The organism is Streptomyces montanus (genome assembly GCF_005786655.1).
Lineage (GTDB): Bacteria > Actinomycetota > Actinomycetes > Streptomycetales > Streptomycetaceae > Streptomyces > Streptomyces sporangiiformans.
On sequence record NZ_VBZC01000001.1, the window covers coordinates 61507 to 84452 of the forward strand.

At 70.1% G+C, this 22946-nt stretch carries 22 protein-coding genes and 1 tRNA gene; 15 read left to right on the forward strand and 8 right to left on the reverse strand.

Annotated features, from left to right (window positions below; all coding sequences use genetic code 11):
* Nucleotides 1–27: 27 nt before the first annotated feature.
* Complete coding sequence (locus FE633_RS00285) at nucleotides 28–1218, reverse strand: glutamate dehydrogenase (RefSeq protein WP_138043135.1); 1191 nt, start codon at nucleotides 1216–1218, stop codon at nucleotides 28–30.
* A gap of 220 nt (nucleotides 1219–1438) precedes the next feature.
* On the opposite strand from FE633_RS00285, the gene FE633_RS00290 reads away from it, so the two are divergent.
* From FE633_RS00290 to FE633_RS00325, 8 genes are all read left to right on the forward strand, one after another.
* Nucleotides 1439–2650: an MBL fold metallo-hydrolase gene (locus tag FE633_RS00290; protein WP_138042943.1), complete on the forward strand. Its 1212-nt coding sequence runs from the start codon at nucleotides 1439–1441 to the stop codon at nucleotides 2648–2650.
* A 190-nt stretch (nucleotides 2651–2840) separates the two neighbouring features.
* The gene (locus tag FE633_RS48000; RefSeq protein WP_246113336.1) at nucleotides 2841–3101 is read left to right on the forward strand and encodes a hypothetical protein; all 261 of its coding nucleotides are present in this window, start codon (nucleotides 2841–2843) and stop codon (nucleotides 3099–3101) included.
* 7 nt (nucleotides 3102–3108) lie between these two features.
* A complete protein-coding gene (eboE, locus tag FE633_RS00300) occupies nucleotides 3109–4266 on the forward strand; it encodes a metabolite traffic protein EboE (protein WP_138042944.1) in 1158 nt (385 codons plus the stop codon).
* 507 nt (nucleotides 4267–4773) lie between these two features.
* A complete protein-coding gene (locus FE633_RS00305) occupies nucleotides 4774–6771 on the forward strand; it encodes an ATP-binding protein (protein ID WP_138042945.1) in 1998 nt (665 codons plus the stop codon).
* Nucleotides 6772–6860: 89 nt separating this feature from the next.
* Complete coding sequence (locus FE633_RS00310) at nucleotides 6861–7295, forward strand: roadblock/LC7 domain-containing protein (protein WP_138042946.1); 435 nt, start codon at nucleotides 6861–6863, stop codon at nucleotides 7293–7295.
* 2 nt (nucleotides 7296–7297) lie between these two features.
* A complete protein-coding gene (locus FE633_RS00315) occupies nucleotides 7298–7687 on the forward strand; it encodes a DUF742 domain-containing protein (protein WP_138042947.1) in 390 nt (129 codons plus the stop codon).
* Nucleotides 7665–8264, forward strand: a complete 600-nt coding sequence (locus FE633_RS00320; protein WP_138042948.1) for a GTP-binding protein — start codon at nucleotides 7665–7667, stop codon at nucleotides 8262–8264. Before FE633_RS00315 ends, FE633_RS00320 begins: the two co-directional genes overlap by 23 nt.
* Nucleotides 8261–8851: a GAF domain-containing protein gene (locus tag FE633_RS00325; RefSeq protein WP_138042949.1), complete on the forward strand. Its 591-nt coding sequence runs from the start codon at nucleotides 8261–8263 to the stop codon at nucleotides 8849–8851. The genes FE633_RS00320 and FE633_RS00325 overlap by 4 nt, the downstream gene beginning before the upstream one ends.
* Before the next feature lie 2 nt (nucleotides 8852–8853).
* Here FE633_RS00325 and FE633_RS00330 read toward each other — a convergent pair whose 3' ends face one another.
* Nucleotides 8854–10737, reverse strand: a complete 1884-nt coding sequence (locus FE633_RS00330; protein ID WP_138042950.1) for a DUF2264 domain-containing protein — start codon at nucleotides 10735–10737, stop codon at nucleotides 8854–8856.
* 113 nt (nucleotides 10738–10850) lie between these two features.
* Between FE633_RS00330 and FE633_RS00335 the strand changes: the two genes are divergently transcribed.
* The 7 genes from FE633_RS00335 (at nucleotide 10851) to FE633_RS00365 (ending at nucleotide 16667) form a co-directional block, all read left to right on the forward strand.
* A complete protein-coding gene (locus FE633_RS00335; protein WP_281291080.1) occupies nucleotides 10851–11018 on the forward strand; it encodes a hypothetical protein in 168 nt (55 codons plus the stop codon).
* A gap of 10 nt (nucleotides 11019–11028) precedes the next feature.
* Entirely contained in the window at nucleotides 11029–11625 is a 597-nt protein-coding gene (locus FE633_RS00340) for a helix-turn-helix domain-containing protein (RefSeq protein ID WP_138042951.1), read from the forward strand.
* Nucleotides 11622–12179 (forward strand): GNAT family N-acetyltransferase, encoded by a 558-nt coding sequence (locus FE633_RS00345; protein WP_138042952.1) that lies wholly within the window; start codon nucleotides 11622–11624, stop codon nucleotides 12177–12179. Before FE633_RS00340 ends, FE633_RS00345 begins: the two co-directional genes overlap by 4 nt.
* 30 nt (nucleotides 12180–12209) lie before the next feature.
* Nucleotides 12210–12569, forward strand: coding sequence for an MmcQ/YjbR family DNA-binding protein (locus FE633_RS00350; protein WP_138042953.1), 360 nt, complete (start codon nucleotides 12210–12212; stop codon nucleotides 12567–12569).
* A gap of 138 nt (nucleotides 12570–12707) precedes the next feature.
* Nucleotides 12708–12781: transfer RNA gene (locus FE633_RS00355), tRNA-Pro, on the forward strand.
* 262 nt (nucleotides 12782–13043) lie between these two features.
* Complete coding sequence (locus FE633_RS00360) at nucleotides 13044–14024, forward strand: formylglycine-generating enzyme family protein (protein WP_138042954.1); 981 nt, start codon at nucleotides 13044–13046, stop codon at nucleotides 14022–14024.
* A gap of 375 nt (nucleotides 14025–14399) precedes the next feature.
* On the forward strand, nucleotides 14400–16667 hold the full coding sequence (locus tag FE633_RS00365; protein ID WP_138042955.1) for an arylsulfatase: 2268 nt from the start codon (nucleotides 14400–14402) through the stop codon (nucleotides 16665–16667).
* A gap of 207 nt (nucleotides 16668–16874) precedes the next feature.
* Here the strand turns inward: FE633_RS00365 and FE633_RS00370 are convergent, their stop codons facing one another.
* Genes FE633_RS00370 through FE633_RS00395 form a run of 6 tightly spaced genes read right to left on the reverse strand, consistent with a single transcriptional unit; the run spans nucleotide 16875 to nucleotide 22943 of the window.
* Entirely contained in the window at nucleotides 16875–17672 is a 798-nt protein-coding gene (locus tag FE633_RS00370; RefSeq protein ID WP_138042956.1) for an SDR family NAD(P)-dependent oxidoreductase, read from the reverse strand.
* 5 nt (nucleotides 17673–17677) lie between these two features.
* On the reverse strand, nucleotides 17678–19171 hold the full coding sequence (locus FE633_RS00375; RefSeq protein ID WP_212747138.1) for an aldehyde dehydrogenase family protein: 1494 nt from the start codon (nucleotides 19169–19171) through the stop codon (nucleotides 17678–17680).
* Nucleotides 19168–20049, reverse strand: coding sequence for an ATP-binding cassette domain-containing protein (locus FE633_RS00380; protein ID WP_138042957.1), 882 nt, complete (start codon nucleotides 20047–20049; stop codon nucleotides 19168–19170). Before FE633_RS00380 ends, FE633_RS00375 begins: the two co-directional genes overlap by 4 nt.
* Complete coding sequence (locus tag FE633_RS00385; RefSeq protein WP_138042958.1) at nucleotides 20042–21121, reverse strand: ABC transporter ATP-binding protein; 1080 nt, start codon at nucleotides 21119–21121, stop codon at nucleotides 20042–20044. The genes FE633_RS00380 and FE633_RS00385 overlap by 8 nt, the downstream gene beginning before the upstream one ends.
* Complete coding sequence (locus tag FE633_RS00390) at nucleotides 21118–21996, reverse strand: ABC transporter permease (protein ID WP_171059743.1); 879 nt, start codon at nucleotides 21994–21996, stop codon at nucleotides 21118–21120. Before FE633_RS00390 ends, FE633_RS00385 begins: the two co-directional genes overlap by 4 nt.
* On the reverse strand, nucleotides 21993–22943 hold the full coding sequence (locus FE633_RS00395) for an ABC transporter permease (protein WP_119106654.1): 951 nt from the start codon (nucleotides 22941–22943) through the stop codon (nucleotides 21993–21995). The genes FE633_RS00390 and FE633_RS00395 overlap by 4 nt, the downstream gene beginning before the upstream one ends.
* Between the last annotated feature and the right edge of the window lie 3 nt (nucleotides 22944–22946).

Consider the following 22946-nt stretch of genomic DNA (forward strand, 5'->3'; position numbering starts at 1 on the left):
CAGCCCGCGCCGGCCGGTCGGCAGGTGTCACCGATACCAGCCGAACCGCTCGGAGATCACGGGCAGCCGGTCCGCGACGATCGCGTGCGCGGCAGCCCGCGGCGTCGTCCCGTCGGCCTCCGCGCGGGCCAGCATCCGGTCGATCAGGGCCCGCATCGAGCGGCGCGTATACGTGAACGCTTCGTCCGCGTCGGCCCCGATGTCCCCGAACAGCGTCCACCACCACCAGGCGTTGGTCCCGGAGTTGACGACGACGTCCGGCAGGACGGTGACACCGCGCGCGGCGAGCAGTTCCTCCGCCTCCGGCAGTACGGGCATGTTCGCGGCTTCGACGATCCACCGGGCCGTGACCCGCGCCTGGTTGGCGGTGTCGATGGCGTACGAGACGGCCGCCGGCACCAGCACCTCGGCATCGGCGGACAGCCAGGCGTCACCGGGCAGTTCGCGGTCGGCCGGACGCAACGCCGTGCGGTCGACGGTTCCGTAGGAGTCACGGGCGGCGAGCAGCGCCTCGACGTCGAGTCCCTCGGGGTTGGCGATCGTGCCCTTCACGTCGGCGACGGCCACGATCGAGAGCCCCGCGCGCGCGAGAAACCGTGCGGTGGCCCCTCCCATGGTGCCCAGTCCCTGGATGGCCGCCCTTGTCTCCGCGTACGGCTGTCCGGCCCGGTCCAGGGAGGCGAGGACGGATTCGGCGACGCCGCAGCCGCCGACCAGTTCATCGAGACCGATGCCGTCCACCTCGACCGCGAACGCGTCCGCCAGTCGCCGCCGCGCCGTCGCCTCGTCGTCGAGCAGCGGGTACACGGCCTGCACGGAGGAGGCGAGTCCCGCCTCGGCGGCGGCCCGGTCGACGACGTCCTGGGTGAGGCCGAGGTCTTCGCCGGTGGTCCAGAGGGTTTCGATGTACGGGCGCATGGCGCGCAGGTAACGCACCAGGAGGTCGTACGCCTCTGGGGCCCGGGGATCGCAGTCGATGCCGCCCTTGGCGCCGCCCAGCGGAACGTAGCGGCCCTCGGGGTTGTAGTGCAGAGCCTCCTTCATGGTCATGCCTCGGGCGAGCCCCGCGACTTCGTCCAGCGTGCAGCCGTCCCGCATCCGCAGCCCGCCGCTGGAGACACCGCGGACCAGCCGGTCGACCACGAGGTGCCCCTGGCGGCCGGTGACATGGTCGGTCCAGGTCAGCGTCATCAGGGGGCTGCTGTCGGGGGCCGTCATGGGGGCCGTCATGAGGTCTCCTCGGGAAGGCTGACGCGACTGACTGATCAGGCGATTACTGAACAGTGAGTCAGTGTGGGAAGCGGTTCGTGAAACTGTCAACGCTGCTGAACGAATATTCAGTAAGGTCTGTTGTGCATCGCGCTGTCATGCGCCCGACCCGGCGCTGTCAGTGGCGGAGCCCATAATGGAAAGCCAGACGACTCCACCTGGAGGTACCGTGACCGGTTTCCGTGCCCTGAGCTCCGGGCTCCGCGCGCTGCAGCCCGCCGCCTTCGGCGCGGATCCAGCCGGTGAACGCATGGAGCGCATTCGCAGATCGCCGAACTTCGCGGACGGAGTCTTCCGGAATCCCGAGGCCCCCCCGACCCCGTCCTCCGGTTCGATGCTCGACTTCGCGAAGGTCTTCTTCCGCAAGGAGGAGCGCGCCCGGCGAGCCCCGTCCGGCATGGTGCCGGTACACGCCACGACGCTGGCCGACCTCGCCAAGCCCCCGGCCCATGGGGTGCGTCTGACCTGGATGGGACACTCCAGTGTGCTCGCGGAGATCGACGGTCACCGTGTGCTCTTCGATCCCGTCTGGGGCGAGCGGTGCTCCCCGTTCAGCTTCGCCGGGCCCAAGCGGCTGCACCCGGTGCCCCTCCCGCTGGCCGCACTCGGCCCGGTCGACGTTGTCGTCATCTCGCACGATCACTACGACCACCTGGACCTGCCCACGATCAAGGCCCTGGCCGGCACGGACACGGTGTTCGCGGTGCCGCTCGGTGTCGGCGCCCACCTGGAGCACTGGGGCGTCTCGGCGGACCGGCTGCGCGAGCTGGACTGGAACGAGTCGACGAAGGTCGGCGGACTCTCCCTGACCGCCACGCCCGCGCGCCACTTCTGCGGCCGCGGTCTGCGCAACACCCAGCACACGCTGTGGGCCTCCTGGGCCGTGGCGGGCGACGAACACCGGATCTACCACAGCGGTGACACGGGCTACTTCCCCGGTTTCCGCGACATCGGCGCAGAGCACGGCCCCTTCGACGCCACGATGATCCAGATCGGCGCGTACAGCGAATACTGGCCGGACATCCACATGACGCCCGACGAGGGCATGCGCGCCCACCTGGACCTCCAGGGCGGGCGGCCCAGCGGCGTGATGCTGCCGATCCACTGGGCGACCTTCAATCTCGCGGCGCACCCCTGGTCCGAGCCTGGCGAGGGGACCATCACCGCCGCCCGCGGGGCCGGCGCCCGGATCGCGCTGCCGCGCCCCGGTGAGCCCTTCGAGCCGACCGCCGAGACGGTTCCGTCCGAGCCCTGGTGGCGCGGTGTGGCTCTCACGCCCAAGGGCGGGTGGCCGGCGGACGAGGTGAAGGCGACGATCAGGACTTCGGTCGGGGACACGGTGGAGGGCACCGGAGAGCCCGAGGCTGTTCCGGCGGGCTGACAGCGACTGCGGCAGCAATCGTGAGCAGGCGTACGGGAGTTACAGGCCGCTGTGTGAAATCCCTGCTCAAATTCCTATGTCTACTCCTGGTTGACTGTTGCCAGAAAGTGGAAATCACTGTCGTCTTTGTCACTCGTCCTACCTGACAGTAGCTGGCTGAAAGTTCAAGCACCGTGAGTAAGGTGCGGTCATGAAAGATCGGACAGCGGCTCTCCGCTTCGGATCCCGGTCTGCCGTGCACCTCGCCGACCTTGCGCTCCTCGTTCGGGCACCGGCCGCGCTGAGTGTCCCCGGTGACGTGATCGCGGGAGCGCTGGCCCCCGGACCTCCGACAGACGTCTGCCTCCTCGTCAACTCGGTGGCCAACTGGGGGAGTTCGGGCCCGCTCAAGACCCGGAAGACCGCTGACGCGATGCTCCAGGGCAACTCCATACGGCGCGGGGGAGCGTGAGCGGCCCATGCGCTTCATGCATCCCGACAGCTCCACCGTCCACCTCGGCTACTGCAGCAACATCCACCAGGCGGAGGACCTGGACGGTGTCATCGGCCAACTCGCCCGCTACGCCGAACCCGTGCGGGAGCGGCTCGGGGTCGACAGGCTCGGCATCGGACTGTGGCTGGCCCGGGGCGTCGTCACCGAACTCGTCGCCGACGCGGGTTCGTTGAGGCGCCTCAAGGCCGAACTGCGGGCCCGCGGCCTGGAGACCGTCACCCTCAACGCCTTCCCGTACGCCGGGTTCCACCGCGAGGTCGTCAAGAAGGACGTGTGCGTCCCCGACTGGGCGGACGAGGCCCGCCTGCGGTACACCCTCGACTGTGCCCGCGTGCTCGCCGCCCTCCTCCCCGACGACGCCGAGCGTGGCAGTGTCTCCACGCTGCCGTTGGCCTGGCGTCGGCCCTGGCCCGGTGAGCGTGCCGAGACCGCCCGCCGCGCGCTGGAGCGGCTGACCGTGGGACTCGGCGGGCTGGAGGCGTGGACCGGCCGACGCGTCCGGGTGGGCTTCGAGCCGGAACCGGGCTGCGTCGTCGAAACCACCAGTCAGGCGGTGCGGGAGCTGGGCGGCCTCGACCCCGACCGGCTCGGCGTCTGCTTGGACGCCTGCCACCTCGCCGTCCAGTTCGAGCACCCCGCCGCGGCCCTGCGGCAGCTCGAGGACGCCGGGCTGCCCGTGGTCAAACTCCAGGCATCCTGCGCCGTCGAGGTCCACGACCCCGCGGACCCCGCCGCCCGCGCGGCCCTGCGTCGGCTCGCCGAGCCCCGGTTCCTGCACCAGACCCGTACAGCGACGGCCGGTGTCGTCCACGGAGTCGACGATCTTCCGGATGCCCTGGACGGAAGACTGCCCGCCGACACCGGTCCGTGGCGCGTCCACTTCCACGCCCCGCTGCACGCCGCAGCCGAACCACCCCTGCGTACGACTGCCGACCATTTCGCCCGCGTCCTCGCCGGACTGCTCGACCGGCTCTCGGCCGGCTGCGACCACATCGAGGTCGAAACCTACACCTGGTCCGTGCTCCCCGAGCAGCCCATCGATCTCGCCCGCGGAATCGCCGCCGAACTCGCCTGGGTCCGTGACCGGTTCACCGAACTGGGCCTCAAGGAGGACCGTTCCTAGACACTGAGCTTCCGCCACCGTCTCCGCACCGTCCCGCTGGATCCGCCGAACCTCAGCGGCAGCCATGGCCGACTGCGGACAACACGGCGGGTGACCGTCCGAGGGGCGGGGCGGAGAGCATCGTGGAGCCGGAAACCGTCCCGGCAGGTTGATGACGGACCCGGAACAGGCGGTCGGCGAGGGCCGAGGGGCGAACTGCCCCTCGGCCCTCGCCCTGTGCCCACGACCGCTTCTGACCAGCTCTGATCGAAACCTTTCCCGTTGCGGGGACATGCGCCTGAAGTGTTATCGGCCTGTCGTACGAACGCTCATACCAGAGCGGGACGTTGACCGTCGGACTTTGTCAACTGCCTCCCGCATGTGATGCGGTGGCAACTACTGTGAGTGGCCGCCGGGCGACGCAGAGCCGGATTTTCGGCGTGCTCGACCGGCACCGCGATGGCGCATGCCCACGTCGCGGATCCGCGGGATCCACCACGGCCCCGACACACCAGTACGAGGACGTCGATGTCTCACCTTCGCGCACCGGCCGCACGCGCAGACCGCCGCGAGGGCGGGCGACACGGAAAACCGCTCGCCCGTGCCGCCCCCTCGCTGCCCGAGACGCACATACGGCCCCAGCTGCTCCGGCTCGCGGTCCTGCCCCCCATCGCGGTGGCCCTCAGTGCCAGCGCCGCCGTGCTGTTCACCGTCCGCTCCACCGCGGCCAGGCCCGGCCTCACCCTGTGGGTCGTGCTCGGCGGAGCCGTCGCGGTGGCCCTCGCCGCCATCGTGATCGCCGCCGTGGCCGCCAACCGCGCCGCCAGGTCCGTACGCGACCGAGTCGACGCACTCCGCCGGGCCAGCGCCAGTCGCCAGGCCGACCTGCCGGCCCTCGTCGAGGCACTGCGGCGCGGCGAGGCTCCGCCCGCGCGCCGGCCGCCCAGCCAACCCGGCCCGGACGCCGACGAGTTCGATCTGCTCGCCGAGGACCTCGCACAGGCTCACGAGGGCGCTGTCGGCGCGGTCGTCCAGGCCTCCCGACTGTCCAGTCACGCGGGCAGCGAGCAGAAGGTCGAGGTCTTCGTCAATCTGGCCCGGCGGTTGCAGTCCCTGGTGCAACGCGAGATCGCGATCCTGGACGAGCTGGAGAACGAGATCGAGGACCCGGACCTGCTCAAGGGCCTGTTCCACGTCGACCACCTCGCCACCCGCATCCGCCGCCACGCCGAGAACCTCGCCGTGCTCGGCGGCGCGACCTCGCGCCGTCAGTGGAGCAACCCGGTCTCCATGACGGAGGTGCTGCGCTCCGCCACCGCCGAGGTCGAGCAGTACTCGCGGGTCAAGCTGGTGCCGCCCGTCGACGGCACCGTACGCGGCCACGCCGTCGCCGACGTGATCCACCTGCTGGCCGAACTCGTCGAGAACGCCACGGTGTTCTCGTCCCCGCACACCCAAGTCCTGCTGCGGGTCAATGTCGTCACCTCGGGGCTCGCCGTCGAGGTCGAGGACCGCGGGCTCGGCATGCCCCTGGACGAGCAGGACAAGATGAACGCACTGCTCGCCGACCCGGACCAGGTGAACGTCGCGAGCCTGTTGCAGGACGGCCGCATCGGGCTGTTCGTGGTCTCGCAGCTCGCCCGTCGGCACGGCATCGTGGTCCGGCTGCAGTCCAACATCTACGGCGGCGTCCAGGCCGTGCTCGTCGTGCCGCAGGATCTCCTCGGCGCCGCGCCGGAGCGGGAGCAGGAGCAGGACCAGCAGCGGCAGTCAGTCGCGGGGCCCCGGCAGCAGTGGGGGGCGGCGGAGACCGGTACCCCGGCCGACGGCGTTCCGGCGTATGGCACTTCGGCCCAGGGCATTCCCGCTCAGGCCACTCCGGCTCAGGCCACTCCGGCTCAGGCCACTCCGGCTCGCGGCACTCCGGCTCAGGGCACTCCCGCCCACGGTGCTCCGGCCGTCACGCCTCCGGCGAAGGGCACACCCGTTCCTCATGGCGCCTCGGCCCTTGGGCCGGTGACGACGGCGAACGCCCACCATGGCACGAGGCCCGCCGTGCCGCGCCAGCAGCAGCGGGACGATGTGCCGGACCGCAGGTCGGGCGCCAGTGGTTCGGCGCCGCTGCCCGTACGCGGCGCAGAGGCGCGGCCCAACCCGGCGGAGGCCCTGCCCGGTATCCGCCCCGAGCACCGGTGGGTCGTGACGGAGAACATGAAGGCGTCGCCGACGCCGCGCAACAGCGCGGTGCGCGGCACCAGCGGCAAGCCCCAACTGCCCAAACGGCGAGCCCAGGAACACATCGTGCCCGAGCTGCGCGAGGGGCCCGTACCCCGCCCGGCGTCCGAGTTCCTCGTCGGGCACGACCCCAACCTGATGGCGGCGTTCCAGCGTGGCATCGGACTCGCCGAGGCCCAGCAGAGGGACGCCGCCCGCAGGGACGCGACGCCCATCGGCGAAACAGAGACACCCCCCGCGCCCTCTCACTACCGCACGGCCCGGCACGACGGGAGCCCACCAGCCGGATGATCAACGTCACCGCCATCTCCACACCCACCCCCACACCCACCCCCACCTCCGCTCCCACGGACGTACGTAATTCAAGGAGTCGATCCCCCATGGCGAGCGATGTGCCGAGCGCCCATGTTTCCGACCTCGACTGGCTGATGAGCGGCCTGGTACAGCGCGTACCGCACACCAGAAGCGCGGTGCTGCTCTCCTGCGACGGACTGGTGAAGTCGGTGCACGGCCTCGACCCCGACAGCGCCGACCACATGGCCGCCCTCGCCGCCGGGCTCTACTCCCTGGGACGCAGCGCCGGGGTCCGCTTCGGGGACGGCGGCGACGTACGTCAGGTCGTCGTCGAACTCGACTCGACCCTGCTGTTCGTGTCCACCGCCGGCTCCGGTACCTGCCTCGCCGTCCTCGCCGGCCGCGAGGCCGACGCGGCCGTGCTCGGATACGAGATGGCGATGCTGGTCAAGAGCGTCCGCCCGTACCTGATGACCGCGCCCAGGGAGACCGCCGCCGAAACCTCGGCGATGAGGCCTTGAACGTGTCCGCGCCCGGCGACGGGCCCTGGCTCGACGATGGGCCCTGGCTCGACGACGCGGCCGGACGCCTGGTGCGCCCCTACACGGTCAGCAACGGCCGGACCAGGCCGAGCGCCGCGTTCGACCTCCTGTCGCAGGTGATGGCCACCGGAGCCACCTCTGCCGGCTATCTCGGCCCCGAGCACACCCAGGCACTGGACCTGTGCCGGGACCCCGTCTCGGTCGCCGAGGTCGCCGCACATCTGAAGCTTCCGGCGGCGGTCACCAAGGTGCTGCTGTCCGACCTGGTCGACTGCGGGGCGCTGTCCACCAAGCCCCCGGCCTTCCACCACAACCCCACTGACCGGTCTCTTCTGGAGGCAGTGCTCGATGGACTACGACGACAGCTCTGACCCTTTCCCCACCGCACTCAAGATCCTCGTGGCGGGAGGTTTCGGGGTAGGCAAGACCACCCTCGTCGGCGCCGTGAGCGAGATCGCGCCGCTGAGCACGGAGGAGCTGCTCACCACCGTCGGCGCCGCGACCGACAACCTCGACGGCATCGAGAACAAGGTCGAGACGACCGTCGCGATGGACTTCGGGCGCATCACCCTCGACCCCGGACACGTGCTGTACCTGTTCGGCACCCCCGGACAGGAGCGCTTCTGGTTCATGTGGGACGAACTCTCCGAAGGCGCGCTCGGCGCGATCATCCTCGCCGACACCCGCCGCCTGGAGGAGTGCTTCGCCGCCGTCGACTTCTTCGAACAGCGCGGCATGGGATTCATCGTCGCCGTCAACGAGTTCGACGGCGGGTACCGCTACGACCCGGAGGAGGTACGGGCGGCCATCGACCTCGACCCGGAGATCCCCGTCGTGTGCTGCGACGCGCGGATCTCCAGCTCAGGAGTGCAGACCCTGCTGACCCTGGTCCGTCATCTGCTCGCCCATGCGCCCTCGCACGCGCCCAGCCACGGAGCCCACACATGACGTACGACCCGCCGCGCCCGGCCGGTCGGCTGTTGCTCACCCCCGAGGACAAGGAAGCCCCCGCCAGAACGCGGCGGCTGCGCCGGCTCGGTCTGGGGGAGCGGCCGGAGCCCGCCTTCGACGCGTTCGCGGACCGGCTCGCGGAGATCACCGCGACGCCGTACGCGATGGTCAACTTCATCGACGAGAACGGGCAGTTCTTCGCGGGCCTGCACACCCCGGACGGCGCCGGCCCGGTCAACCGGCCGACCACGGTCGTCGTCGCGGACGGCACGGTGCGGGGATTCGGTCGCCATATGGCCCGCGACCACGGCTTCTGCCCCCATGTCGTGGTCCGGCACAAGGCGCTGGTCCTGGAGGACGTACGCGACTATCCACGGTTCGCCGGGAACGCGGTCGTCGACGAGATGGGCATCCGCTCGTATCTGGGCGCCCCGCTCATCGACCGCACGGGCATCGCCCTCGGCACGGTGTGCGTCGAAGACGTCACACCGCGGCGGTGGGGCAGGGCGGGCTTGGACACCATCAAGGCACTGGCGGCGGAGCTCGTCGGGCAGATCGAGCTGCGGGAGGGCGGTGGTTTCTGAACTCAAACGGAAACGCTCTCCCCGTCCGGGAAAGTGATCCACACGTCGGTGCCCTCCAGCGCGCAGGACACCGACTCCCGTAACACCTGGGGGTGCACGGCGTCGCGGGTCAGCGCGAGCAGCGTGACGTACACGCCCCTGCCGCCCGGCCGGCCGGCCGCGCACCGCAGATACGGTGTCGCCGAGTGCGGTCCGAAGGCGTTGGCCTCGATCTCGCGCGCGATGCCCGCGTCCTCGTCCCAGCCGTGCAGCGCGACGACCACGCTGGTCAGCCCGTCCTCGGTCCGGGCCAGCGACCAGCCGGAGCCCCGCTCCGCCGTGGGCCGGGCCTCGGCTGCGACCGCGTATCCGCCCTCCCGCACCGCCACACCGGCCGGGGCCTGGACCCGATGCACACGGATCTCCCACGGACCGCGCAGCACACTGGTCGTCTCGATGGGGAACTTCTCGTTGCTGCCTGGCAGTTGAGCGTCGTAGCGGGATGCCGCCGTACGCCCGGAGCAGTGCAGCGGAACGATCAGGCGTCGGCGTGAGGCGGTGCCGTCCGGTGCGAGGAGCGCGATGTGTCCGTCCACCGTCCGCTCCCAGGCGTGCGCGCCCGCCTCCGGCGCGGTCGCCGTGGAGTACCCGAACTTCGCGTAGTGCGGATCGTCCTCGGTGGGCCGGTCCGGGGCGTTGTGGTCACTGCCGTGGTTGACCAGGCGGATGATGCCGTCGTGCTTCGTGCCGTGCAGCAGCCAGCCCGGCGCGGGAAGCGCGGTGTACTGGTCCGACTCCTCGACGGGGAGCGGCAGTTCGCGCTCCGTCCACACCGGATGGCCCGCGGGCAGCAGCAGCCCCAGGAACCCCTTGCTCGCCCAGTACGGTGACGCGGGCCCCGAGTACGGCTGCGTCATCGGCAGGAACGTGCCGTACCAGCCGAGCGGCAGCAGCCCCCGCTCATCGGGCACCCCGCGCTCCACGAAGTGACTCACTGCCCCGGACGCCAGCCGGCGCGTGAGCCCCGGAGCCAGCGGGGTGCAGCCCGTGAGGGCACCCAGCCACACCGGGGCCGTGGTGGCGAAACGGTACGTCAGGGAGCGTCCCTGGTGCACCGGCGCGCCGTCGCCGCCGAAGAACCGCGGGTAGACCGTGAGGAACTGGGCAAGCCGGTCCCGGTAGACCCGGCCGCGGCCGCCGCCTTCGCCCCCGGTCATCCGGGACCACAGCAGCGGGTACAGGTGCATGGCCCAGCCGTTGTAGTAGTCGAAGCCGCGTCCCTGGCCGTCGCTGTACCAGCCGTCGCCGACGTACCAGTCCTCGATGCGGTCGAGCCCGGCGTCGATGTCGTCCTGCCGGTACGGCGCGCCGACCGAGGCCAGGAACTGCTCGGCCACCACCTGGTACAGGCGCCAGTGGTTGTTCCAGGTGCGGCGGCCCACGAAACCCCACAGCCAGTCCACGATCCGCTCCCGTACGTCGGTGTCCAGGCGGTCCCAGATCCAGGGGCGGCTCTCGTGCAGTCCGACGGCGATCAGGGCCGCCTCCGCCATCTGCTGGGAGCAGTCCGTGACTTCGGGCCAGGCCTCGCCGCTGTCGCGGTCCGTGCCCGTTGTCAGACCCCGCGCGTACCGTTCCACGAGACGGGGGTCCACCTCGCCCTGTGCTCCGGCGATCCGGAAAGAGGCCAGCAGAAATGACCGTGCGAATCCTTCCAGGCCGTCCGACACCACACCCGACCAGGAGGTCCTGCCGGGCAGCCGGTACTGCGCGAGTCCCGGCGTCGCATAGGGAACCAGCGCCTCCAACTGCCGGTCGGCGAGCGCCTCCCAGTGCGCCCGCGTCCAGCCGGTGAGCGGCGACAGGACACGGTCGCTGGGCGGCAGGGCCAGGTGCGGTGTGGGCATGACAGAGCTTGACTCCTCGGTCTCCGGGTGCTTTTTCAGGTCTCCGAGGAGGGATACGGCTGTACGCCGCAGATAGATCAATTGAGTCGTATTCGGATGCGTGAGGCTCCCACGTGACGGTGGTCGCCGAACACGACCCCGCGCTGCGGGCCCGCGCCGCCGACCGCATCCCCGGCATCCGTACGGTCGACGATCACCGCAAGGTCATCGACGCCCCGGATGTCGACGCCGTGCTCGTCCTCACGCCGGACCACACCCAGCACGTCTCATATATGGGATAGCATGCCGAATATGAGACAAGAGGAGGGTGCTGCCACGGGTGGTACCGAACCGGAGGCCGTAGATGTCCGGCTCGCTGGGCGCCTGGCCGAGTTGCGGGCGGAACGCGGCTGGTCCCTGGGGGAGCTGGCGGAGCGCACCGGAGTGAGCCGGTCGACGCTGTCGCGGGCCGAGCGGGCCGAGATCAGCCCCACGGCCTCGCTCCTGAACCGTCTGTGCGGCGTCTACGGACGCACCATGTCGCAGCTGCTCAGCGAGGTCGAGGCCGAGCCCGCCCAGCTGGTACGGGCCGCAGACCAGACCGTGTGGGAGGACCAGGCCTCCGGGTTCGTACGACGCTCGGTGTCGCCGCCGCACGCCGGGCTGCGGGGCGAGCTCGTCGAGGGGCGGCTGAGGGCCGGCGCCGACATCGCGTACGACCGGCCTCCCGTACCCGGCCTGGAGCAGCACATCTGGGTGCTCGACGGGCGGCTCGAGGTCATGGCCCAGGAAGCCGAGCACGGGCTCGACGCGGGGGACTGTCTGCGCCTGCGGGTGTGGGGGCCGACGCGGTTCCGGTGCCCGGGGCCGGACGAGGTGCGCTACGTCCTGGCTGTGGTGCTGCCATGACCGTCATACGCCTGACGCCCCGCCAACTTCTGACCTCCCTGGAGGGGTTGACCGATCTGCTGACCGACACCGTGAACGGGGGAGCGTCGGTCGGATTCCTCGCCCCGCTCGATCGCGATGCCGCGGCCGAGTGGTGGCGAAGCCGGGCGGCCGCCATGGAGGACGGCCGCCTCGCCGTGTGGGCCGCGTACGCCGCCGGCCGGGTCGTCGGCACGGTCAGCCTGGCCTTCCCGGACAAACCCAACAGCCGTCATCGCGCCGAGCTGATCAAGCTGATGGTGCACCGGGACGGGCGCGGCCGGGGGACGGGGCGGACGCTGCTCGTCACCGCGCAGCGCGCGGCCGCGGAGGCGGGCGTGACCCTGCTCCATCTGGACACCGAGACGGGCAGCCCGGCCGAGTCCCTGTATCGGTCGGCGGGCTGGATCCGGGCCGGCGTCATCCCCGACTACGCGAGGACGCCCTCGGGGGTGCTGCGTCCGACGACGATCTTCTACAAGTACATCGGCGCCGCCGAGGCCGCTGATGTCACCGAACCCGCTCTCAGCAGCTGATTGTCAGTGGGATTGGCTACGGTGCGTTCCATGCTGGATGCCGAAGACGTACGCCGGATCGCCCTCTCTCTGCCGGACACGACGGAGAAGATCGCGTGGAGCATGCCCACGTTCCGGGTCGCGGGGAAGATGTTCGCCACGCTGCCCGAGGACGAGACCTCCATCGCCGTGCGCTGCCCCAAGGAGGAGCGCGACGAACTGGTCCTGGCGGAGCCCGGGAAGTTCTGGATCGCCGACCATGAGGCGAGCTTCGCGTGGGTCCGGGTGCGGCTCGCGGCACTGGAGGACACCGGGGAGCTGCGCGACATCCTCGCGGACTCCTGGCGCCAGGCCGCTCCGCCCCGACTTCTGGAGTCCTACCCGGAGTTGGGCCTGCCGGCCGCCGACTGAGCCGCACCGCGCTCCTCGGTCCGGCCGTAGCGACGCTGCGTGGCCGCGTCGGACAAAAGGAGTGCGCGACCACCGCCCCGAGTGCGGTATTGTTTCCGTGCACGTTCGGCCAGGGAAACCCCAGGTCACAACGGGCAACGGGACGTGGCGCAGCTTGGTAGCGCACTTGACTGGGGGTCAAGGGGTCGCAGGTTCAAATCCTGTCGTCCCGACTTGCGTAGCAGCAGGTCAGAGGCCGTGTCGGGGTATGCCGACACGGCCTCTTGATCATTTCTGGGGGCCGGTTGGAGGCCATGCGGTCAAGGCCGCAGGGAGGGATCGGCTTCCAGGGCACCGACACCATCGAGGAGACCGCCGGGCGCGCGCCTCGGCAGCCGGTCGGGGCAGGCATGGCGGGCCCGTACTCTCGAACCCACGCCACGGACGAATGTGCGGTCAGTCGGGTGAGGAACAGCCGCCGAGGTCGGAGGAGCGATGTCAGGCGCATGTTGCGCCCCCACGTCAGGGGGCGACCAGGAGATACCCGAGCCATCTGCCGTGCCGCTCCAAGGCTCGGGGCGGGCCCCGGCGCAGGTGCTGCGCGCCATGCTGCGCATCCCCGGAGGAACGTTCTTGATGGGAGGTGACGACGCCGACGCGTTCCCCGATGACGGCGAAGGCCCGGTCCGGGCGGTGCGGCTGTCACCGTTCCTCATCGACGCGACCACCGTCACCAACAGGCAGTTTGCGACGTTCGTGCGCAGCAGCGGTTACCGGACCGATGCCGAGCGCTACGGCTGGTCCTTCGTGTTCTACGCACTCGTCCACCCTGACGCCCGGCATCTGGTGCGCGAGGGCACCGTGGCGCAGGCGCCCTGGTGGCTCGCGGTTGACGGGGCGTGCTGGCGGGCCCCCTACGGGCCGGGGTCGTCATGGACCGATCTGTCGAACCACCCTGTCGTCCACGTGTCCTGGCGCGACGCGTCCGCCTACGCGGCATGGGCGGGCAAGCGATTGCCCACGGAGGCGGAGTGGGAGATGGCGGCGCGTGGCGGTCTGGAACGCTCCCGCTTCCCCTGGGGGGACGAGCTCCTGCCCCGGGGCCAGCACCGCTGCAACATCTGGCAGGGGAAGTTCCCGCAGGACAACACGGGTGAGGACGGGTTTCTGGGAACCGCGCCGGTCAAGACCTACAGGCCCAACAACTTCGGCCTGTACAACACATCGGGCAATGTGTGGGAATGGTGCTCCGACTGGTGGAGCACCACATGGCACGCGGCCGACCGCCCGGAGACCCGCGAGGACCCGGCCGGACCTCCCACGGGGGAGGCGAAGGTGATCCGCGGCGGCTCCTACCTGTGCCATGCGTCGTACTGCAACCGCTACCGCGTCGCCGCGCGCACGTCCAACACACCCGACAGCAGCACCGGGCACATGGGGTTCCGCTGCGCGGCGGACCTGCCCGGGACCCGCTGACGGACCGCTCGGGCGACCGCCTCCGCCCTCGCCTCAGGGCGCGTGGCTGTGGCGGATCGCGGGGGACGGCCCGCGGTGAGCGTCCCGGCGTCGAGGGCCGGTCGGCAGGGAAACCGCCGCCTGACGACGGACGCACGGGCATGGGCAGCCGTGGTTGACACGCGAGTGACGGCCGGTCAAACTCAAACTCGGGCTACTGGTAAGACCAGTTAACTGGGAGCCCTCCTCGGAACCTCCAGGGGTCTGCCGACCGCGTCAACTATTCGGGTTCCGCCCGCCCGACCGCCGCGCCGCCCAGCAGACGTGATGAGTGCGGACCCCGCTGCCTGTCGGTGCAGCGCACGTTCGAATGTCCATGCAAAAGGAGCGTCCTGGATGACCAACGCCTCTCCGCATCTGCCGTCCGCGAGCGGTACCTTCCAAGGCAAGATCGGCACGACCTACGAGGAATCGACTCCGTGGTGGCCCGATCAGCAGGCGCTTCCCGAGGACACGCCCAATGTCGTGGTCATCGTGCTCGACGACGTCGGCTTCTCCGACCTCGGCTGCTTCGGCTCGGACATCGACACCCCGGCCATGGACGCCCTCGCCGCCGACGGCCTTCGTTACGCGAACTTCCATACCACTACGCTGTGTTCGCCGACCCGTGCCTGCCTGCTGACCGGCCGGAACCACCACTCCGTCGGCATGCGCATGCTGTCCAACTTCGACACCGGCTTCCCGAGCGGTCGCGGACGGATCACCAAGGCCGCCGCGACACTGCCTGAGGTGCTGCGTGACAGCGGCTTCAACACCATGGCCGTGGGCAAGTGGCACCTGGCGCCGATGGAGCAGACCACCGCGTCCGGGCCGTACACCCAGTGGCCGCTGGGCCGCGGGTTCGAGCGCTACTACGGATTCCTGGAAGCCGAGACGGACAGCTTCTATCCGGAACTGTTCTACGACAACCATGCCGTGGATCCGCCGAAGAGCCCGGAAGAGGGCTATCACCTCAGTGAGGACCTGGTCGACCGGGCGATCGAATTCGTCAGGGACCAGACGTCGGTCACCCCGGAAAAGCCCTTCTTCCTGTATCTGGCGTTCGGTGCGGCGCACGCCCCGCACCAGGCTCCCCAGGAATACCTGGAGAAGTACCGGGGCCGGTTCGACCACGGCTGGGACGCCGAGCGCGCCGCCCGGCACGCCCGCCAGATCGAACGGGGCATCCTGCCGCCCGACACCGAACTGGCGCCGCGCAACCCCGGGGTCGTTCCCTTCGACGAACTGTCTGACGACGAGAAGAAGCTGTCCGTACGCCTCCAGGAGGCCTACGCGGCGATGGTCGACCACACCGACCACCACATCGGCCGGCTCATGGAATTCCTGGAGCGGATAGGCCAGATGGAGAACACCATCACCATCCTGCTCTCGGACAACGGGGCCAGCCAGGAAGGCGGGCAGAAGGGTTCGCTCAACCCCACCGCATTCCAGAACGGCGTCCCAGAGGACTTCGAGGAGATGGTCGCGCGGATCGATGAGATCGGCACCACACGCGCTCATGCCAACTACCCCTGGGGCTGGGCACAGGCGGGCAACACGCCGTTCAAGCGCTACAAGCAGAACACCCACGAAGGCGGCGTCCGCTGCCCGCTCATCGTGCACTGGCCCCGGGGGCTGCCGCGCACCAGCGAGATCAGGCAACAGTTCCACCATGTCACCGACATCGTCCCGACCCTTTTCGAACTGCTGAGTCTGCAGGCCCCCTCGGTCTACAACGGCATCCCGCAGCTGCCGATCCACGGTGTCAGCATGGCGTACACCTTCGACTCGCCGACCGCGCCGACGCGCAAGGAAGCCCAGTACTTCGAGATGTTCGGCCACCGCGCGATCTGGCACGACGGCTGGAAGGCCGTCACCTACCACCAACGCGGAACGTCCTTCGACGCGGACCAATGGGAGCTCTACCACCACGACACCGACTTCTCGGAATGCAACGACCTGGCGCAGGCGCAGCCCGAGCAACTGCAGAAGATGGTCGCTCGCTTCTGGGTGGAGGCAGGCAAATACGATGTGCTGCCGCTGGACGACCAAGGATTCGCCTACCGGGCGAAGATTCCGCGTCCCGGCTCTCCGCGCAGGCGCACCACCTTCACCTACTACCCCGGCATGGCCCATCTGCCCGGCGCCGCGGTGCCACCGGTGATGAACCGCGGCCACCGCATCACCGCGTTCGTCGACCGGGCCGCCGCGTCGGACGAGGGTGTCCTGGTGTCCCTGGGCAACATCAGCAGCGGATACGTCCTGTACGTCAAGGACAACCGGCTGGTCTACGAGTACAACTTCCTCGGCACTCGGTACACGGTGACCTCGGCGGAAGAACTCCCGACCGGCCCGGCGGAGTTGGCCCTCGAATTCGTCAAGACCGGTGACATGCGGGGCGTTGGAAACCTGTACGTGTCAGGAAAGCCGGTCGGCAACGGGGACATTCCGCGGGTCCTCCCGCACTTCCTGGGATGGCAGGGCCTCGACATCGGCCGGGACACCCTGTCTCCCTCCTCACCCAGCTATGACGGCGAATTCGCGTTCACCGGAAAGCTCGAGAAGGTCCTCTTCACGGTCGCGTCGGACGAAGAAGGCGAGGAACCCTTCGAGCGAATCGACTGACTCGCTCCCGATCAGTGGGTGCGGTAGAGCTGCGGAAGCGAACCTCCGGATCAGGCGGAGCCGCTGCACCACTTTCCCAGGACGCATCCCGGGCGCAGGACTTGAAGAAGCCTGCGCCCGGGATAGGTCGTACGTTGTCGCCGGGGCGGGGAGCGACGCGGGGCCCTCTGAGGACCTCAGTGCTACCAACTCCCGCCCGACGTCCAGTCAGTTGGGCGGCGTATAGCGTCCGTCGATCGCTGTCCAGCCTCCGTCCACGAAGAGCTGGCTGCCCGTCACGAAGGATGACGCGTCCGACGCGAGGTAGACGACGGCGCCGGCCAGCTCGTCGGCGCGGGACCAGCGGCCCAGGGCGCTCTTGGTCGCATAGGCCTCCGACCAATCCGGCACAGCCCTGATCTGCGCGGTCAGCGGTGTGTCCACGATGCCCGGGGCGATGGTGTTCACCCGCACGCCCGACGGGCCGAGCTCGGCCGCCGCGGTCCGCAGCAGCTGGACGAGGCCGGCCTTCGTGGCCGCGTACACCCCTTGTCCCGGCTCGACGGCCACCGCGCGAATCGAGCTGAAGCCTATGATGCTTCCCCTGCCACGTTCGGCCATGCCACGGCCGAACGCCCGTACCAGGTCGAAGGATGCGCGCAGATTGAGTGCCACGACCCGCTCGAATTCCTCCGTCGTGTAGTCGAGCAGGGACTTGCGCACGTTCGTCGCGGCGGTGAAGACGAGCACGTCGACGGGTCCGAGCTCCTCGGCTGCGCGCACGACCGCCTCGGCGTCGAGCACGTCGAGGGCGTACGCCGAAAGGCCCGGCCCCATCGACGCCGACGCCGTGGCCGCCGTCAGGTCAAGGTCGGCGCACACCACCGTAGCGCCGTGCGCGGAGAGGGCCAGGGCGCTCTCGCGGCCGATTCCGCTGCCGGCGCCCACCACGACAGCCCTGCGGCCGTCGAGCCTGAACATGCGGGAGTACGCGTCCACCGCATCGGTGCGGTCCTTTGCTTGCATGGTCCTCACGGCTTCGTTGTCGTCGGACGGATCACTGCCATACGGGTTACGGTGAGCTCTTCGATGGCGAACCTCGGACCCTCCCGTCCGGCCCCGGAGTCCTTCACGCCGCCGTACGGCATGACGTCGGAACGGAACCCGGGAACCTCGTTGATGACCACTCCGCCCACCTCCAGGCGGTCGAGAGCGGCGAACGCCGTGTCAAGGGCGCTGGTGTAGATGCTCGCGTGCAGTCCGTAGCGCGAGTCGTTGACCACGTCGAAGGCCGTCTCCAGATCGGGCACGGACCGTACCGCGACGACGGGGCCGAAGACTTCCTCGTCCCAGACGGCGAGGGCGCGGTCCACGTCGAGCAGCACGGTGGGCTCGATCACCCCGTCGGTGACCCGGCCTCCGGCCGCCGGCACCGCCCCCGCTTCCACCGCCTCCTCCAGCCACGCGCACACCCGCTTGGTCGACCGCTGGTCGATGAGTGCCGAGACTGTCGTCGCCGGATCGCGGGGATCGCCCACGACCACATGGGCCACTCGCTCCGTCAAGCGGGCCACGAACTCCTTCCGCACGGCGTCCACCACGATGACCCGCTGCACGCTGATACACGCTTGGCCCGACGCGTAGTACCCGCCGCGTACCACCGCATCGGCGGCGGCGTCGAGGTCGGCGTCGGCGGCCACCACCAAGGCGGCGTTGGAGCCCAGTTCGAGCAGCACCTTGGTGGGTGCAGCGTCCCGGGCGATCTGGTGGCCCACGGCGGCCGAACCGGTGAAGGACACCGCCCCGATCCGGCGGTCGGTGGTCAGCGCGACGCCCACCTCGGGGCCCCCGGTCACCAACTGCACCGCGGCTTGCGGCGCGCCGCCGTCACGAAGGGCCTCGCGGAGGAGGTGCACCAGCCACAGGGTGGCCAGCGGCGTCTGCGGGGCGGGCTTGGCGATGACCGGGCAGCCGGCGGCCAGCGACGGCGCGATCTTGTGCGCGGCGAGCAGCAGCGGGTAGTTGAAGCCCGAGATGCCCACCACCACGCCGATCGGTTTGCGGGTCCAGAAGCCGAGAAGCCCCTCGCCCGACGGCAGCAGGTCCAGCGGGACCGTCTCCCCGTGCAGCCGCGCTACTTCCTCGGCCGCCGTCAGCAGTGTCAGCAGGGTGCGATCCACCTCGACACGGCAGTCGACCAGCGGCTTGCCGGTCTCCAGGACCAGGAGCCGCTCGAAGTCCGCGCGTCGGGAGGCGACCGCCTCGTGCGTCGCGAGCAGCGCCGCCCTGCGTGTGTGCGAGGGGAGTCTGCCGACCCGCTCGCGGACCGCGACGGCCGCGTCCACCGCGTGGCGTGCGAGGCAGGTGTCCCCGACCGGCGCCCGCGCGACGAGCGTCCCGTCGTAGGGAAAGCGGACGTCCTCGGCGGCGGGTGCCTCCACCCAGCCGTCGCCGATGGGAAGCCCCTCGGGAAACTCCCTCCCCACGGGGCTGTCGCCGCTGGCGGGGTTGACATGGGTGGTCAAGGTCGGTACTCCCGGTTGAGATCGGCCGCCGACACTCCGGACAGTGCCTTGCCCAGAGTCGGAACGGCGGCGATGAGCCTGCGTGTGTAGGAATGTTGTGGTTCCTCGTACACCTGCTCCGTGGACCCGGTCTCCACGATCTGCCCGTCATGCATGACCGCGACCCGGTCGCACACATGACGGACCACGGACAGGTCGTGTGAGACGAAGACCAGCGTGAGGGACAGCTCGTCGACGAGGTCCGCGATGAGGTTGAGCACTTGGGCCCGTACGGACACGTCCAGGGCGCTCACCGGCTCGTCGGCCACGATGATCTTCGGACGGGGGGCGAGAGCGCGCGCGATCGAGATGCGCTGCCGCTGGCCGCCGGAGAACTGGTGCGGATACCGGTCCGCTGCGTCTGCTTGCAGGCCGACTGCCTCGAGCAACTCGGCCACCCGCTCACCGCGGTTCCGGTGCCCCTGCGCGACGAGCGGCTCCGCCACGATGTCGCCGACGCGCATGCGCGGGTCCAGCGAACTCATCGGGTCCTGGAACACGAGTTGGAGTCGCTCGCGGACGAACCGGAGCTGTCTCTCCCGGAGCCCGGTGATGTCCCGGCCGTCGATCGCGACGCTGCCGCTGGTGGGGTGGTCGAGCCCGGCCAGAATCCGCAGCAGGGTCGACTTGCCGCACCCCGACTCGCCCACGATGCCGAACCGTTGCCCCTGGGGGATGGTGAAGCTGACGCCGCGCAGGGCGTGCACCGGTGGGCTCGGGCGGAGCAGCGAGGTACGAGGCCGTCGGTAGTCGCGCGTGACGTCGCGGACGCTGATGGCGTCCACGGGGCCGGTCTGCGACCCGGGTGCGAGGGTGGCGCTGGTCGGCTGCTCAGCCACGGCCGGCCTCCTGGTTCGTGGTCATGCCGGTCCCGCGTGCGCCGCTCTCGGATGCCGGCTCGGATACCGGGTGGAAGCATGCGTAGCCGGAGTCCGGTCCGGTCGGGACCCATTCCGGCCTGGTGGCGCACACCTCGGTCGCAGAAGCGCACCTGTTTCTGAAGACGCATCCGGCCGGGAACTGACCCGCCGGCGGAACCGACCCGCCGATCGTGACCAGCCGACCGCGGTCGTCGACCACGGTCAGGTCCGACGCGCCGATCAGGCCCTGGGTGTAGCGGTGCCGGGGGCGCGTGAACACCTCCCGGACCGGGCCGGACTCGACCACCCGCCCGCCGTACATGACCATGACCCGCTCGCAGGCGGTGGCGACCACGGCCAGGTCGTGGGTGATGAAGAGCATGGCCGACCTGCGGTCCTGGACGCCTCGCACGATCAGGTCGAGCACCCGCGCCTGCACCGTGACGTCGAGCGCGGTGGTGGGTTCGTCGCAGACCAGGAGCGCGGGGTCGTTCGCGAGGGCGATGGCCAGCACCACCCGCTGCCGCTGGCCTCCGGAGAACTGGTGCGGGTAGGCGTGCGCGGCGGCCGCGGGATCGGGAAGACCCACCTGGGCGAGCAGTTCCACGGCGGCGGCTCGGGCGGACGCGCGGTCGGGCCTGGTCCGGTGGACCAGCAGCACTTCGGCGATCTGCCGCCCGACCCTCATCGTGGGGTTGAGAGCGGTCATGGGCTCCTGGAAGACCATGGCGATCTCCTTGCCCCGCACCCGGGACATCCGCGCCTCGTCGGCACCCACCAGGTCGTGGTCGACTCCGGCGAGCCGCACCGATCCAGTGGCCCGGAGCCCCTCGGGGAGCAGGCCCATGACGCTCAGCGCGGTCAGCGACTTGCCCGACCCCGACTCACCGATCAGGCCGACCCGCTCACCGGCCCGGATGGTGAAGTCGACATCTTCGACGAGCTTGCGGCCGCCCACCGCTACGTCCAGGTTCCGAACGGCCAACACGTCGTCGGGGGAGCCGGAGGAGCCCGCCCCGGAGTCCGGTGCCGTGTCAGGTGCCGCGGTCATCGGCGGTCCTCCAGCTTGGGGTCGAAACGGTCGCGCAGGCCGTCACCGAGCAGGTTGAATCCGAGCACCGCCACCGCGATCGCGATGCCCGGAAACACGGCGAGCCGGGGAGCGGACGACAGCATCTCCTGGCTCTCCTGCAGCATCCGGCCCCAGGACGGTGTGGGGGGCGGCGTTCCGAAGCCGAGGAAGGACAGGGCGGCTTCGGCGAGTACGGCGATGGCGAAACCGACCGACGCCTGCACGATGACGAGACTGCTGACGTTGGGAAGGACATGCCGCAGGCCGATCGCGAACGGTCCGCGGCCCGCCGCGCGCGCGGCGATGACGTATTCGGTCTTCATGACCTGCAGCGTGCCGCCGCGGATCAACCGGGCGAAGTTGGGGATGGACGCGATGCCGATGGCGACCATCGCGACCAGCGTGCCGGCGCCGTACACGGCGGCGAACATGATGGCCAACAGGAGTGCCGGGAAGGCGAGAAGCAGATCGTTGCCGCGCATCAGCAGCTCGCCGAACCAGCGGGGCGCCATTCCGGCCACGATGCCGAGGGGCACTCCGACCAGGGCGGCGACCCCCACCGCCACGAAGCCGACGAACAGCGTGGTGCGCGAGCCCATCAGGAGCTGACTGAACACGTCGCGGCCGAATTTGTCCGTGCCGAACCAGTACTCCAGCGACGGCTTCTCCAGCCGCGCCGAGGGATTCACCAGGGTCGGGTCGTGCGGGGTCCACACGAAGGACAGCAGTGCCATGCCGAGCACGACCGAGACGATGAGACCGCCCACCAGGAGGCTGCCTGCCATCGGGCGGCGCCGCCGACGGCCGTCGGGCACCGCGGACGCGACGGCGGCTTCCGTATCCAGAGCACTCATGACGCACCCACCCTGAGCCGCGGGTCGATCACCAGATAGATGACGTCCACCAGGAAGTTCACGAGCAGCACCGCCATTGCGATGATCATGACCACGTCCTGCACCATGATGAGGTCCCGGTTGGACACGCTGTCCAGCAGCAAGCTGCCGAGCCCGGGGATGACGAAGACCCGTTCGATGACGACGGCGCCCACCAGCAGCGTGGCGAGGTGCAACCCCAGGACGGTGACCACGGGCACCGCCGCGTTCCGCAGGCCGTGCCGCAGCAGCGCCTGCGTCGGGCGAAGTCCTTTGGCGCGAGCGGTGCGCAGATAGTCCTCCCGCAGGACGTCGAGCACGGCGCTGCGGACATAGCGGGTGAGCATGGCCGCCTGCACCATTCCGAGGGACAGCGCGGGCAGCACCAGCTGCTTGAGGAACAGGACCGGATCCTGCGCCGGGGGTGTCCAGCCGTTCGCCGGCAGCCACCCGAGCCCCACCGCGAACACGGTGATCAGAAGGATGCCCGCGAGGAACGCCGGGACGGCCACGCCGACTTGAGACAGGGCCGAGAGGATGAGCCCGGACGGCCTGCGGTGCCGCACAGCCATGAGCGTGCCCATGGGGATCGCCAGGATGCAGGCGAGCACCATCCCGGTGACGACGAGCCACAGGGTGACCTGGAGGCGGTCGGCGATCTGCGGGCCGATCGGCGTCTGCGAGATGTAGGAGTTCCCGGGGTCGAAGGTCACAAGTCCCTGTACCCAGTTGAGGTACTGGACCACGAGCGGCCGGTCGAGCCCGAACTGCTCGCGCAGTTGCGCCACCGCCGTGTCCGACGCGCTGACGCCGAGGGCGACGCGGGCCGGATCCCCTGGCAGCACCGCCATGAACGCGAACACGATCACGGAGCTCACGACAAGGCTGGCCAGGAGGATCGCGATCCGCTGCACCAGACGGACGATCATCGG

Bases quoted from the DNA above. Each gene is read 5' to 3' on its own strand.
- FE633_RS00385 (WP_138042958.1), bottom strand. From the start codon at position 21,121: ATGACCGCGGCACCTGACACGGCACCGGACTCCGGGGCGGGCTCCTCC.
- FE633_RS00310 (WP_138042946.1), top strand. From the start codon at position 6,861: ATGGCGAGCGATGTGCCGAGCGCCCATGTTTCCGACCTCGACTGGCTG.
- FE633_RS00305 (WP_138042945.1), top strand. From the start codon at position 4,774: ATGTCTCACCTTCGCGCACCGGCCGCACGCGCAGACCGCCGCGAGGGC.
- FE633_RS00365 (WP_138042955.1), top strand. From the start codon at position 14,400: ATGACCAACGCCTCTCCGCATCTGCCGTCCGCGAGCGGTACCTTCCAA.
- FE633_RS00330 (WP_138042950.1), bottom strand. From the start codon at position 10,737: ATGCCCACACCGCACCTGGCCCTGCCGCCCAGCGACCGTGTCCTGTCG.
- eboE (WP_138042944.1), top strand. From the start codon at position 3,109: ATGCGCTTCATGCATCCCGACAGCTCCACCGTCCACCTCGGCTACTGC.
- FE633_RS00395 (WP_119106654.1), bottom strand. From the start codon at position 22,943: ATGATCGTCCGTCTGGTGCAGCGGATCGCGATCCTCCTGGCCAGCCTT.
- FE633_RS00285 (WP_138043135.1), bottom strand. From the start codon at position 1,218: ATGACGGCCCCCGACAGCAGCCCCCTGATGACGCTGACCTGGACCGAC.
- FE633_RS00320 (WP_138042948.1), top strand. From the start codon at position 7,665: ATGGACTACGACGACAGCTCTGACCCTTTCCCCACCGCACTCAAGATC.
- FE633_RS00350 (WP_138042953.1), top strand. From the start codon at position 12,210: ATGCTGGATGCCGAAGACGTACGCCGGATCGCCCTCTCTCTGCCGGAC.
- FE633_RS00345 (WP_138042952.1), top strand. From the start codon at position 11,622: ATGACCGTCATACGCCTGACGCCCCGCCAACTTCTGACCTCCCTGGAG.
- FE633_RS00325 (WP_138042949.1), top strand. From the start codon at position 8,261: ATGACGTACGACCCGCCGCGCCCGGCCGGTCGGCTGTTGCTCACCCCC.
- FE633_RS00370 (WP_138042956.1), bottom strand. From the start codon at position 17,672: ATGCAAGCAAAGGACCGCACCGATGCGGTGGACGCGTACTCCCGCATG.
- FE633_RS48000 (WP_246113336.1), top strand. From the start codon at position 2,841: ATGAAAGATCGGACAGCGGCTCTCCGCTTCGGATCCCGGTCTGCCGTG.
- FE633_RS00340 (WP_138042951.1), top strand. From the start codon at position 11,029: ATGAGACAAGAGGAGGGTGCTGCCACGGGTGGTACCGAACCGGAGGCC.
- FE633_RS00360 (WP_138042954.1), top strand. From the start codon at position 13,044: ATGTCAGGCGCATGTTGCGCCCCCACGTCAGGGGGCGACCAGGAGATA.
- FE633_RS00390 (WP_171059743.1), bottom strand. From the start codon at position 21,996: ATGAGTGCTCTGGATACGGAAGCCGCCGTCGCGTCCGCGGTGCCCGAC.